Genomic DNA, 13,544 nt, shown 5'->3' on the forward strand with positions numbered 1-13,544 from the left:
AACACTCGCTTGCTGCGATGGGGATATTTGTGAATATAATCAAGAGGATTTTTTGTCATTGGTAGAGCGGTAAAACTCCGTTCTACCATCTTTTTTCTCCATCATTTATATTTCGGACAGGTCTATTGGTCAATGGCCGCAGCTTTGGTTCCCTCAAATTATTGCGGAGTAAGAAAATACGGAAAAATTTACAGGTGGAAAATGGTCAAGTGCCCGAAGCCATGACTATGAAGTACTGAAGTTTGTACAGAAATTTTTACATCAATATCTATGGATTTGCATAAATATCTATGAAAAAACTGATAGCTTACGTAGAAGTATATCAATCAATATCTAAATATTGGAAGCGGTCTAATAACCTAAATTCCATCCTTTTTGATATTGGACAAGGATTTAGCATGAAATATAAAAGCTTATATTTAACACCATTTCAGCAGAAACTTCTCCTCAAGAAACTTTGCGAAGACAATCTTTCTCCACTCAGTCGTCAGAGAATTGAGATCATGATCTTGGCGGATCAAGGTAAGTCACAAACTCAAATTTGTGCTGAAGTTGGATGTTGTACCTCTACCGCCAGACACTGGATGCATATGGCCCGCTCAGGTATGGCACACCTCTGGGAAGATCACCCACTAGGTCGCCCAAAAGTGATTACAGATGCCTATCTGGATCGCCTAAAAGAGTTATTGTCTCAGAGTCCACGGGATTACAAATACCCTTTTCATCGCTGGACAGCAGACTGGCTACGAAAACATCTGTCAAAAGAATTGGGAATTGAAGTTAGTCTACGCCATATCAAACGGCTGCTCAAACAAATGGGGTTGTCCACACTTACAAAGCCAAGCAATACCGAAGACAGCATGAAACAAAAGGCTAATACTTCCAAAATTACAATTCGAGATCTTAAATCCGAAGCAAAATCGAAATATACCGGATTTATGACTATTGACTTAGAGAAATTAAGTGGAGATTCAGGCATTCATGGTGGAATATATATCAAAGGATTTAGTTTCTCTGCAACAGTTCAGCAATATTTTAGGCCATTCTCTATCGGCAGAGGAATTTCGACTTTGTCTTAACGAAATTAAATTTCTAGAACCCAAATTAGGAAAGTTCTGGCATGGAACTGGCGCTGAACCTGGAATCTACATTGTGATGGCTGGTAAGGCGAGGTTGCTGAACGAAGCTGGTGAGTTAGTCACTACTCTAGAGGCAGGAGCGTCATTTGGAGAATTTACCCTATTTCCAGATTCTGAGTTTAAGTCGTATGGGGCAAGGGCAAGTATAAATTTGCAGTTGTGTTTTCTACCGGGTGAGATTTTGTGGTCATTGATGGCGAAGAATCGGCAAATCCGGGAGCATTTGTTGAACCAGTCGCAACTGCGTAACTCCTTACTATTAAGTGAAGAGAATGCAGACAGCATCCCACAGAAATTGTCCCTACCGCCAGATGATCATTTAGAGATTTTGTCAACGACAACGATACAGTCAAACCGACAATCAAAGATTAGCAAAGCCTATTTCCCCAACCCTACTCAACGAGTAGGGCATTTATTGCAGCGGGTAATTCGGCGTTATCCATTTTTTGCTCAACAAAGTGGATCTGACTGCGGTGCCGCTTGTTTGGTCATGATATCTCGTTATTGGGGAAAAAACTTTAGTGTCAACAGATTGCGTGATGTCGCCAATGTGGATCGCAATGGGACATCGCTACGGGGATTAGCAGCAGCTGCAGAAAGTATTGGGTTTGCCACGCGTCCCGTGAAAGCAAGCCTTGATCGCTTAGCCAAGCAAAAATTGCCTGCGATCGCTCACTGGGAAGGGAAGCACTACATTGTTGTCTATAGGATTAACCCTAAGCAGATCATCGTAGCCGATCCTGCGATCGGTCAACACACCCTTAGTCACCAAAATTTTAAAGCCAACTGGACTGGCTATGCTTTGCTGCTGGAACCCACAACTTTCCTGAATGATGTCAAAGAGACGACAACTCCTTTTTGGCAATTCTTTGAACTGATGAAACCGCATGAAGTGGTGATGTTGGAAGTGTTTATTGCTTCCCTGTTCATCCAGATTTTTGGGCTCATCACACCCCTATTTACCCAGTTAATTTTAGACCGAGTAGTAGTTCAACGTTCTGAGCTGACATTAACGGCAGTAGGCTTAGGGTTACTAATTTTTAGTCTCTTCCGTGTAGCAATGATAGGGTTGCGCCAATATCTGCTAGATCACACAGCAAATAAGGTGGATTTAGCACTTATTGTGGCGTTTATTCGCCACACTTTGAGGCTACCCTTAAGTTTCTTTGAGTCTCGCTATGTGGGAGATATTATCTCACGTGTGCAGGAAAACCGAAAAATTCAACAATTCCTCTCTGGTGAAGCAGTGTCTATCATACTGGATTTACTGACTGTTTTTATCTATGTGGGATTGATGTTTTGGTATAGTTTGAAAATGGCCTTTCTGGTACTACTGATTGTACCACCTTTTTTTCTGCTAGCGGTGATCGCAACCCCGTTTTTACGGAGGATTTCTAGGGAAATCTTTAATGCTGTTACGAATGAAAGTAGTTATCTAATTGAAGCAATTACTGGTGTGCGGACGGTTAAATCCACAGCAGTGGAGCAGACAGTGCGTTGGCATTGGGAGGAGCTATTAAACAAGGAGATCAAAGCCAGCTTTTCTGGGCAAATCATCAACAATCAGATGCAAATTTTCAGCAACTCAATTGAAGCAGTGATGACAACTGTGTTGTTATGGTTTGGGGCACATTTGGTCATTCACAACCAGCTAACAATTGGCCAATTAGTTGCCTTTAATATGTTGCTAGGGAATATTATTATGCCCTTTCAACGACTAGCAGTGTTGTGGAATGAATTGCAGGAAGTAGTAATTGCAGTAGAACGAATTAATGATGTACTAGATGCAGAACCGGAAGAGGATTTACAGCATCAAGCACGGCAATTTTTACCACCTATTCAGGGTCACATTTGCTTTGAGAAAGTAACATTCCGCTATCACCCAGAAAGTGATATCAATGTGCTAGAAAATCTCAGTTTTGTAGTAAAGCCAGGACAAATGGTGGCACTAGTAGGGCGCAGTGGTTCCGGAAAAACGACGATTTCTAAGTTGGTTTTGGGGTTGTATTCTCCTACGGATGGGAAAGTGCTCATTGATGGACAGGATACTGCTAATCTTTCTTTGCGTTCCTTACGTCAGCAGGTTGGGGTCGTTGACCAAGATACCTTTTTATTTGGTAGCACGATTCGAGAAAATATTAGCTTAGGACATCCTGGGGCAACTTTAGCAGAGCTTATTGAAGCAGCACAATTAGCAGGTGCTGATGAGTTTATTAAAAAGCTGCCAATGGGGTATGAGAGCCAAATTGGTGAAGGTGGAGGGATGTTGTCTGGCGGACAAAGGCAGCGGATGGCGATCGCCCGCGCCTTACTAGGTAATCCCCGCTTGCTGATTTTAGATGAGGCGACTTCCCATCTGGATGCAGAATCAGAACGGATTATACAAAAGAATTTGAACAAAATTCTGAAGGGAAGGACCACGCTGGTAATTGCCCATCGCCTTTCGACTATATGCAATGCAGATTTAATTTTAGTTCTAGATCGGGGTGTATTGATTGAAAGTGGAACTCACGCAGAATTGATGGCAAAGCGAGGACATTATTTTTATCTCAATCAACAACAGTTAGAGGTTACTACGTAAATGAACAAATAGCTATTAACCCTTTGCAAATCAAATTGGTATAAGGAGCGATTATGCCAAATACATTCAATGGACAAATATCAACCGAGTTGTACGAGGATGAGTATCCTCATAAGGTTATAGCTTCCGAGGTAGAAACTAGAGTCCCTGATGACTGGTCTAATGCAACTAAAGAATTACTCGATAGTTTACCCCAGGTTTGGACAAGAGGATTGTTGTATTTTTTAGTCGTATTTGTGACTATAGTTTTACCTTGGACAATGCTATCTAAGGTAGATGAAACAGGTACCGCAAAAGGACGACTTGAGCCAAAGGATAACACCGTTAGACTGGATGCTGCAGTCGCGGGTACTGTTGCAGAAATTCGGGTCAAAGAAGGTGAAGTAGTTAAAGTTGGGCAGACTCTGTTGTTGTTACAATCTGATTTAGCTAATGCAGAATTGTACCAGGCTCAGGAAAAGTTAGAGGGGCAATTCAATCAATTATCTCAGCTAAATTTATTAAAGAGTCAATTACTTTTAACTTTAGAAACTCAGCGACAACAAAATCAAGCTCAAGAGTTAGCAAAGCAGGCACAAATTGATCAAGCACGGCAGTCTATTCATCCTCTCATGAATTCTTATTCCTTTCAAAAGGAAGAAAATATGGCCCAAGTCAATCAGGCACGGCAAACGCTTGCTTACAATCAAAATGCGAAGAAGTCCATGGAGACTAGATTGGCTCTTGCTCAGCTAGAGGTGGAACGCTATCAGAAAGCTCGGCAGGAAAACGTAGTTTCAGAAGTTGATTTGGTGGAAAAGCAAGATGTAGCTCAAGAAAGAAAAAATTCGTATGAACAAGCAAAGTCAAATATTAAACAGGCTAAGCTAGCTTTAGTAGAAAAAGCCACTATTTATAAGCGTAATATCAAGCAATTAAAGGCAGATATTGAACAGGCACAGTTAAGGGTCAAAGAGCAAGAGCAAAGTTATCAAAGCCTGATTCAGACAGGTAAGTTGGCGATCCTAAAAACTGAAGAACAACTCAAGAATCAGGAAAAAGAAATTGCTGCAATTAAGGCAGAGATTTATCAGAACAAGAGTCAGATTGAAGCCTTAAAATTTCAGTTGGAACAACGAGTATTAGTATCTCCTGTTAATGGGACAGTATTTCATATACCGATTCAAGGTGCTGGGGCTGTAGCACAGCCAGGAACAAATCTTGTGGAGATTGCTCCCCTTAGTTCACCTTTACTCATTCGGGCACAGATGGCAACAACTGAGAGTGGTTTTTTGCAGAAAGGAATGCCAGTAAAGTTAAAGTTTGATGCATACCCATTTCAGGATTACGGGGTAGTGGAAGGAAAGTTGATAAAAATTTCTCCAACTACTTCGGATATAGAAACACCTAATGGAAAAGTGGCAGCTTACAACTTGGAAATTTCTCTCAACCGGAGTTGCATTCCTACTGCTAATAAGTGTATTCCTTTACGCCCAGGAGACACGGCAACTGCTGAGGTTATTGTACGGCAACGTCGGATTATTGATTTTATTCTTGAGCCGTTTAAGAACTTGCAGCAAGGAGGTTTGAAATTATAACTGCATTTATCTTCATTTCCAGACTCAATCTGAAAAGGCTCTATAGGGGTTTCTGGGAGGTTTTAAACCCCAAAAAGGCTGAAATTTTTTTAGCAGTGATTCTCAGACTGGGAGGCGCGAATTTAGCTCAAGCACTTATCCCACATGTATTACTGCTTCTGAATTAAAACAGACCTCCCTAAAACAGATTTTGAGCCTCTGAAAAATACAATTTTTGGAAGGCTACTACCTGCTTAAAAATGTAAAAGTGAGATAATTCTCAAGATAGGTATTCCCTAGCATGGCTGGGTAACATTAACAAATTAATCCACAGCCTCCTTTCAGTAAAAACATTCTTCCTCTTCCCTCTCCTTTTAGGAAAGGATTAGGTAGAAATTATTCTTTTACCCTTAATTTATCCTACATATTTAGGAGAAACACCATGTCACAAACTATCACAATTACCAATCAAGATATTTTGCATCATGTCAAGCTCTACTGCCAAATTCCTGATTTAATAAACAAAATTATTACCCGCAAGGTGATTGAAAATGCTGTATCTGAGGCAGGTATCAAAGTAGAGATGGAGGAACTTCAGGAAGTAGCAGACCAATTCCGATTAATGAATAAAATTGAGAGTGCTAATGACACCTGGGAATGGCTGGAGAAATATGCTCTTTCTTTAGATGATTTTGAAGAATTAGTTTATGGAAATTTCTTTGCTAATAAGTTAGTTAAACACCTATTTAAAAATAAAGTTGAACCATATTTCTATGAACATCAAATAGACTACACGAGTGTAGTTATGTATGAGGTTGTCCTGGATGATGAAGACTTGGCGATGGAACTGTTCTATGCCATTAAGGAAGGTGAAACTAGTTTTTATGATGTGGCTCACCAATACACTCAAGATACAGAATTACGTCGCAAATGTGGATATCGAGGAAAAGTAAACCGTAAGGATTTAAAGCCAGAAATTTCTGCTGCTGTCTTTGCTGCTAAGCTTCCCCAACTTCTTCAGCCAATTATTACTTCTAAGGGAATACACTTAATTTTAATAGATGAGATTATTCACCCAGAATTAGATGAGAGGCTACACCAAATTATAGCTGAAAATTTATTTTCTGAATGGCTGAAAGAGCAAGTTACCAAAGTCGAAGTTATTAAGCAGCTGAACAACCAGAGTATAAATTCAAATTCCCAAGCTTAATCTTGAGTTACTCCCTTCCTGCTATAAAATCGCAGGAAAAGTGGAGAGTCGGGCATGGTTCAAAAACAGGAAATTTTGGGTTACACTTCCACGGCAAAATAAACCATCATTTTTCGATGGCTTGAGGTCTACATGGGGTTGTAAGCCCAAACCCTCGAAATTTCCCGCTCAGTGTTGCAAGCCGTTACAGGTAAGGTAGTTTGTCGCAGCGATAAGGCTACTGACATGGGCGTGCAAATCCTTCTCGGTTCGTGTATCTGCCACGGTTGCCTTGGCGATGTGGCCACTAGCCACATTCAAGCTGGCAATTAAGGCTTGAGTACCATGACGAATATATTCAAATTCATGCTTGACACACCGTCCTGCCTTCATGTGCACATCCGGCATCTTCCGCTCTAGCGCCTGAGTACCTGGCATTTCATTGAGACTGAAGGTCAATTCACCTTGCTCAGCTCGTTCTTGAGCGCTCTGGTAGACCTGACAGATATCTTCGATTTTGGCTTGGAAATTGGGGTCGGGGGGGGGATGAAACCATTAGCCACTTTGGTGCGGTTTGAGATCAGCTTCCTTGAGCAGTCGACCCACATGTCGTTCACTAATGCTCTCGACAATGCCTTGCTTGACCATCTCAGTGGTTAATTCCCGAGCACTCCAGTGGCTGATGGGAAGACCATATTTCTCAGGTGGCTCACACGCTAGTGCATATAACTGGGTTAGTTGCTCTAAGCTAAATTTGGGAGGGCCACCAGGCCGGGGAGCATCTTGAAGACGCTGGTCCACAGGCAAATCTGACGTTGATAGCTCTAGCCATCGACGACGCCACAAGCGACTGGTATCAAGGCTAATACTTAAGGCTCTGGCAATCTCACCGTATCCTTCGCCAGAGGCGGACCGAAGGATGATTTTGGCACGAAGGGCAATTTGTTGAGGGGTGCTTGATCGCCTCACAAATTTTTCCAAAACTAGGCGGTCTGATTCACTCAACAACACAGGCGGGGCCGATAATCTTGGCATTGATTCACTACATACTCAACTCCTTTTTGAGGATAGGGCTATTCGTGCTGCTCTGTACTAGTCGGAGTTCATCTGAAGTCAAGTCACTGTTGGGAGAAGACTTTAACGGCATTCTCAGTAGTGATTGCTGGAGTGTCTATAGTCCTCAAGGGGCTGCAGCCAAGCAAAAGTGTCTGGCTCACATTGAGCGGGAACTCAAGAGGATGGAATCCTCTCGCCACCTGACTTTTCCCGTTATCTCCTATAACCCTTCATTGTCAATACTTCCAGCGAATGAATCAAGGCTTGTTTTGAGTGTTTGTTCGCAATAGCAGAGAGCAAATGCAAATGCTCTACGGAATAATGGGGGTTTCAAAAAGTATTGGCTAACTGTGAACTCGATTTAGGAGAATTTTTAGTCTAGATTGGTACCCTGCAGCCCTACTAAATAAGCTTTTGAAGACTTACCGGGAAAAGTCAGATCCAGAAACCATATAAGTGGTTTTTAATAAATTGGTCCATATTGCTGTTTCAGTCGTTTTTTAGCCAAAAAATTATTCTTTCAATGTAGGATACTTAGTTTTACACTTCACATTGCATAAAATCAGTGTGTAAATCTGACTAATACAAAGGGGAAGTCCAACTAGGTTGGATTGACTTGTAACCTATCATTGTTCGACCATTCAATCAGTGTGATCGGAGCAGATAGTGATGTCGCGTTCTCTGAGAGTTCACAGCGACCATACCAAGGAGACAAAGTTAGCTCTCAAGCGCAACGGCTTTCACAGTCAGCGGTCTTTAGCTGAGTCCGCTGGATATTCACTCGCAACTGTCGGTAACTTTCTCCGGGGACGTCCCGTTGATTTCGCTACTTTTGTTGAACTCAGCAAGCAACTCTCCCTTGATTGGCAGAGTATCGCAGATCTGGGTGATGAGCCTCTGGGTACTCATGATGGTCCGACTAACCTTGTGGTGCCCAAACCCTCTCGGCAGGACTGGGGAGATGCTATTGATATCTCATACTTCCAAGGGCGTGCAGAGGAACTTGGAATTTTGACCCAATGGATAGAAGATGAACGATGTCGATTTGTGGCCATTCTGGGGATGGGCGGCATAGGTAAAACGACATTGGCCGTTAAGGTCGCCCATGATCTGCAACATCAATTCGATTTTGTCATCTGGCGGAATCTACGGAATGCGCCACCAATTACAGAGCTGTTAGCAGAGGTGCTGAATTTTATCTTCCCGCAGCAGAATATGACGACATATCATCGTATCGATCTCCAGATAACCGAATTACTGCAGTATTTTCGGCAGCATAGATGTTTGCTGATTTTAGATAACGCAGAGTCTATTCTAGAAGCTGGAGATCGCAATGGGCGTTTTCGCGCCGGTTATGAAGTCTATGGTCAGCTTTTTAAAGACATTGGAGAGACCCAGCATCAAAGTTGTCTATTATTGACCTCTCGTGAACCACCTCAAGGGTTAGCCGCCAAACAGGGGCGGACCCTCCCCATTCGTGCTCTCAAATTAGCCGGACTCCCGGCCTCGATTGGACAACAACTTCTTTGCGGCCAAGGCACATTTATCGGTTCCGCAGAACAATGGCAAGCCCTTTCAGAGCGGTATGCTGGGAATCCTTTGGCCCTCAAAATTGTCGCTGCCTTTGTGCGAGATGTCTTTGATGGCAACTTGGATGCGTTTTTAACTTTTGTCCGAGAGTCGTCCTATATCTTTGATGACATTCAGGATCTGCTCGATCAGCAATTCCATCGTCTCAGTGCTCTTGAACAGGAAGTGATGTACTGGTTCAGTATCAAGCGAGAACCCATTACCCTCCATGATCTTTGTACGTCTTTGCAACGGTCTTCCAACGATTTTATCCAGGTGTTGGCTTCCTTGCAGGGGCGAGCGCTGATTGAGAAGACAGGCTCCCACTTTACCCAACAATCGGTGGTGATGGAGTTTCTGACCGATCGCTTAAAGCACGAAATCTGTGAAGAGATTTGCACTTGGCAACCAACCGACGGCCCTGAGAATCTCCAACTCCTCCGCCAACTGGCCCTGGTTCAGGTGCAGGCCAAAGAATATCTCCAGGCAACTCAAATGCGGTTGATTCTACAGCCCATTCTCGATCAGTTGACATTGAAACTTGGCAGCCGTCTCAACCTCGAACAGCATCTCACTCAGATCTTGACAGCCATGCGGGGTCACTCAGCCCAATTAATTGGCTATGGAGGCGGTAACTTGATCAACATGCTGCGTCACTTACAGGTGACGTTATCAGGGTGTGACTTGTCTAAGCTCTGTATCAAACAGGCTGATTTCAAAGGTATTGACCTGCAGAATACGAGTTTTGCCCACTGTGATTTAACGGGTTCAGCCTTTTCAGAACCCTTCAATAGTATTTATGCCGTAGCCTGCAGTCCGGATGGAACGCTCTTGGCGGCAGGCGATAGTAACGGAGACATTCATCTGTGGCGACTGGTGGATGGCCAGCGGATTTTTAGCTGCCATGGCCACAACAATTGGGTCTGGTCTGTTAGTTTTAGTCCGAATGGAGAATACTTAGCTAGCGGAAGTTTTGACCACACCGTCAAGGTTTGGGACCTGCAGGATGGAACCTGCCTCAACACCTTATCGGGTCATGGGCGATCTGTGCGATCCGTTGTGTTTAGCCCGGATGGTTTAAAGCTCGCTAGCGGTGGCGATGATGCCACCATTCGACTTTGGGATGTAATAAGTGGTGACTGTCAGAGCGTGTTTTCGGGTCATGAGCGTTTGGTCTGGTCTTTGGCCTTTCATCCCCACGGAGATGTTTTAGCAAGTGGCAGCGAGGACGAGACAATCAAGCTCTGGAATGTGAAGACAGGAGACTGTTTTTGCACCATGACAGAGCATAAAAAAGCTGTGTGGTCCGTTGACTTTAGTCCTAATGGTCGAACCCTTGCCAGTGGTAGTGCCGATCATAACCTCAAACTCTGGGATGCCGACGGACACTACTTGCATACGCTCACAGGTCATACAGATGGGATTTGGGAAATCGCCTTTAGTCCAGATGGTCATACTCTTGCCAGTGGTAGTTTTGATCGCATCCTCAAAGTTTGGAATCTGAGCGATCAGCAATGCCAATCAACCCTTCAAGGTCATTCGGGCTCTATCTGGTCCATTGCGTTTGCTGCCAATCTTAGTCCCACTGAACAGCGGGATGATCCAATCTTGATTAGCGGCAGTTTTGACCGCACCATTAAACTCTGGGATGTGCAGCGGGGTAAATGTCTCAAGACTATCGCGGGTCAAACCAATCCCGTTTTTGCGATCGCACTCCAACCCTCGGCAAGTGTCTCATCCATTGTTGCAGCGGTGGGGAGCGATAATTTGATTAGGCTGTGGAATTTCAAGACGGGGGATTACGTTACATCTTACACCGCCCCCATGAAAGAGGTTTTTTTCGTTGCATTCAGTCCTGACGGAAAATTCATGGCCACTGGCTCTAGCGACAAGACGGTTAGACTTTGGAACATAACGGAGGGAGGACAGATTATCCTGCGAGGACATACCCAGCAAATTTGCTCCGTGGCCTTTAGTCCCGACAGTCGCTACCTTATCAGTAGTAGTTTTGATCGCACCCTTAAGCTTTGGGATATACAGAAAAGGCGATGCATACGAACGTATCGCGGACATGTTCATCAAGTTCGGGGCGTGGCTTTCAGTCCTGATGGTCAACATTTCGCCAGTGCCAGTATGGATCGTACCGTTAAGCTCTGGAATATCCATCAAGATCAATGCCTGTACTCTTTAACACAGCATATTGCAGGTGTAAGTACCGTTGCCTTCAATCCTCAAGGAACTTTGCTTGCCAGTGGGGGAGCGGATTGTTCAATTCGTTTGTGGCTAGTGTCTGATGGACAGCTCATCAATACCCTAGAAGAGCATAGAAATACCGTTTGGTCCATCACCTTCAGCCCTGATGGGGAACAGCTTGCCAGTGGTAGTTTTGACCAAACGGTCAAACTGTGGCAGATCCCGAACGGTCAATGCCTACAGACCCTGCGGGGGCATACGAATGGGGTTTGGTCGGTAGCGTTTAATGCGGAGGGAGATCGCATCATTAGTGCTGGAGAAGATGAAACCATCAAAGTTTGGGATCTAGAAACTTATCATTGTCTAAGATCGCTAAGTGCTGATCGTCTGTACGAACGGATGGATATTACAGGCGTTACTGGATTGACAAACAGCCAAAAGATCATGCTCCAGACCTTGGGAGCTGTTGAGCATTAAAGTTCAGCATCAACCCATCGAGGTCGAGTTAAGCTATTGAGTGAGCCTGGAGAGTGTTCAACCTTCAATCTTTGCATCCCCATCATCCCCTTCAAAGATAGTCTAAGTTAAGCCAACAATGGGTATAGTTAGCGGCTATAAGGTCTAGGCTAGCTGTTAACTCTTTGAGTCGATTAATGATGGTTTGTTAATCTCGGGATAAATAATTCTTTCGTTATCCAACTGATTTCGGGTTTTATTTCAAAGGTAGAATGGGCTATAACCCATTCTCTGTATAGTCTTCCATCGTTAAAGACTAAAATGACGCCAGTCATTTAGTTTACCGTTCGTTAGGAGAGCAGATGCCTCAAACTAAGTCCCATAAATGGATTCCAACATTCTTAACTCTTGAGCAGTTTGAGACATTTGTCTTACCCCATTTGCACATCGGCACTCGGGGACCTCAACCAAAGCTCTCTTTGCATGCCATCTTCAACTACATTTTGAAGTTGCTGCACTTGGGATGTCAGTGGAGTGAGCTACCCATTGAAAAGGACAAAAATGGGCGACCGGAAATTCACCGTTAGGGTCGAGTGACAGGTCACCCTGTCACCCTCCCATTCAGAACGGTTATAGGTGGACCAGACTACCAAGGGGTCTTATAGGCTCAAGGGTAGGTGGGTGACGACTATTCAAAACTTAGCGTTTCGACGCTTACATGCACATGAACGCATCCACTACTGGCGGTGAGTTATGACCGACGAATTCTCAGGGGTAGGCTGATCTAAGCCAACTATAATGATTTTGCTTTGTGGCTCACCATCGTTTGCACAATTTGGCTTGGATCTAAACCGGGTAACAGTGTCAGGAGCGATCAAGGTAACCTGAAGGCTTGTTGTCACTCCCCTGAATTGCCCCTCAAGCATGATTTCAACTCCTGCAATTGCCGCCACGCTTCCGCCAAAGATCCGCAAAGATATCGGCATTCAGGCTCTGACTTTTCCTGCTAAGTCTCCTGGGTCGCTAACTGCCAACCTTCCATAAGGTCATTGAGCTTAGCCCATCCTTTCCAAAGGACTTGAATCCCAATCGGTGTGTTGCGTCGATGCTCCAGATATCCTCCGAGTCGTGCAACTGCTTCAACAGCCCATGCCACCGTCAATCTTTTGGGGACCTTCGGTGTCTTGGCAATGAGGACTTTGATTTGTAAAGGTGTGAGGACATCTTGTGCAGGCAGTTGAGGTTGTGTTCGCTCTAAATAAGTCACACGCAACAGTTCTACAGCAGTGACACAAAGGAATCCCAATAAGCTTTTCATCCCTTCAGAGGCTAAACGATACCGCTCTACCTGAGTCCCCGATTTTAGGACTTTATGATACTCCTCAACTCTCCACCTGTACGTGTACCACTGCAAAATGGTCTGGGCCATTTCTACTGTTGTAACGACTTCACTGGTGAGCAACATCCATGACACCGGCTCCTCACCTTCAGGGGGGGCTACTTCTGTGGCATAGACAGCGTGCACCTGGAGGGGTTGACTAGACGCTAGTCGGGCTGGCCTTTGAAGTTCGACGAGACAACACCGCACAGCCAGCTTAGCCATGCGCGCACTCCGATCTTTTGTTTTAGGTAAGTCAATCTCATACTCGAACTGAACACTTTGGGCTTCCAGCTTTTCCCACAGCCGACTTGGATCATGCTCTAGGCAACGATTGTGGGATGCTCTAACCACGAGTCCTGTGTTTTCGAGGGTAGTGAGTCGCTCAAAAACTTCGGCAATATCTCCTTCTCGGTCAAACACATGA

General features: G+C 44.3%; 9 protein-coding genes and 1 pseudogene. 7 read left to right on the forward strand and 3 right to left on the reverse strand.

Going from position 1 to position 13,544, the window contains the following annotated elements:
• Positions 1 to 290 precede the first annotated feature (290 nt).
• The 4 genes from Q0991_RS02420 to Q0991_RS02435 all read left to right on the forward strand — a co-directional run bounded on the left by Q0991_RS02420 (position 291) and on the right by Q0991_RS02435 (position 6,486).
• Positions 291 to 1,079, forward strand: a complete 789-nt coding sequence (locus Q0991_RS02420; RefSeq protein ID WP_299485158.1) for a helix-turn-helix domain-containing protein — start codon at positions 291 to 293, stop codon at positions 1,077 to 1,079.
• Positions 982 to 3,720 (forward strand): peptidase domain-containing ABC transporter, encoded by a 2,739-nt coding sequence (locus Q0991_RS02425; RefSeq protein WP_299485160.1) that lies wholly within the window; start codon positions 982 to 984, stop codon positions 3,718 to 3,720. The genes Q0991_RS02420 and Q0991_RS02425 overlap by 98 nt, the downstream gene beginning before the upstream one ends.
• 53 nt (positions 3,721 to 3,773) lie before the next feature.
• Positions 3,774 to 5,297, forward strand: coding sequence for an HlyD family efflux transporter periplasmic adaptor subunit (locus Q0991_RS02430; RefSeq protein WP_299485163.1), 1,524 nt, complete (start codon positions 3,774 to 3,776; stop codon positions 5,295 to 5,297).
• 421 nt (positions 5,298 to 5,718) lie between these two features.
• A complete protein-coding gene (locus Q0991_RS02435) occupies positions 5,719 to 6,486 on the forward strand; it encodes a peptidylprolyl isomerase (protein ID WP_299485166.1) in 768 nt (255 codons plus the stop codon).
• Positions 6,487 to 6,654: 168 nt separating this feature from the next.
• Here Q0991_RS02435 and Q0991_RS02440 read toward each other — a convergent pair whose 3' ends face one another.
• A complete protein-coding gene (locus Q0991_RS02440; RefSeq protein WP_299485168.1) occupies positions 6,655 to 6,924 on the reverse strand; it encodes a hypothetical protein in 270 nt (89 codons plus the stop codon).
• A 96-nt stretch (positions 6,925 to 7,020) separates the two neighbouring features.
• Positions 7,021 to 7,500: a helix-turn-helix domain-containing protein gene (locus tag Q0991_RS02445; protein ID WP_299485170.1), complete on the reverse strand. Its 480-nt coding sequence runs from the start codon at positions 7,498 to 7,500 to the stop codon at positions 7,021 to 7,023.
• Positions 7,501 to 7,559: 59 nt separating this feature from the next.
• Here Q0991_RS02445 and Q0991_RS02450 point away from each other — a divergent pair.
• From Q0991_RS02450 to Q0991_RS02460, 3 genes and pseudogenes are all read left to right on the forward strand, one after another.
• Positions 7,560 to 7,718: pseudogene (locus Q0991_RS02450) on the forward strand (transposase); the annotation flags it as partial.
• Between the two features lie 472 nt (positions 7,719 to 8,190).
• Positions 8,191 to 11,760, forward strand: coding sequence for an NB-ARC domain-containing protein (locus Q0991_RS02455; protein WP_299485172.1), 3,570 nt, complete (start codon positions 8,191 to 8,193; stop codon positions 11,758 to 11,760).
• Positions 11,761 to 12,101: 341 nt separating this feature from the next.
• Positions 12,102 to 12,326, forward strand: a complete 225-nt coding sequence (locus tag Q0991_RS02460) for a hypothetical protein (RefSeq protein WP_299485173.1) — start codon at positions 12,102 to 12,104, stop codon at positions 12,324 to 12,326.
• A 419-nt stretch (positions 12,327 to 12,745) separates the two neighbouring features.
• On the opposite strand, the gene Q0991_RS02465 is transcribed toward Q0991_RS02460, so the two are convergent.
• A partial coding sequence (locus tag Q0991_RS02465) for an IS4 family transposase (RefSeq protein WP_299485174.1) occupies positions 12,746 to 13,544 on the reverse strand: 799 nt, incomplete at its 5' end.

This window comes from Acaryochloris sp. IP29b_bin.137, from assembly GCF_028285745.1.
In the GTDB taxonomy this organism is placed as follows: Bacteria; Cyanobacteriota; Cyanobacteriia; order Thermosynechococcales; family Thermosynechococcaceae; genus Acaryochloris.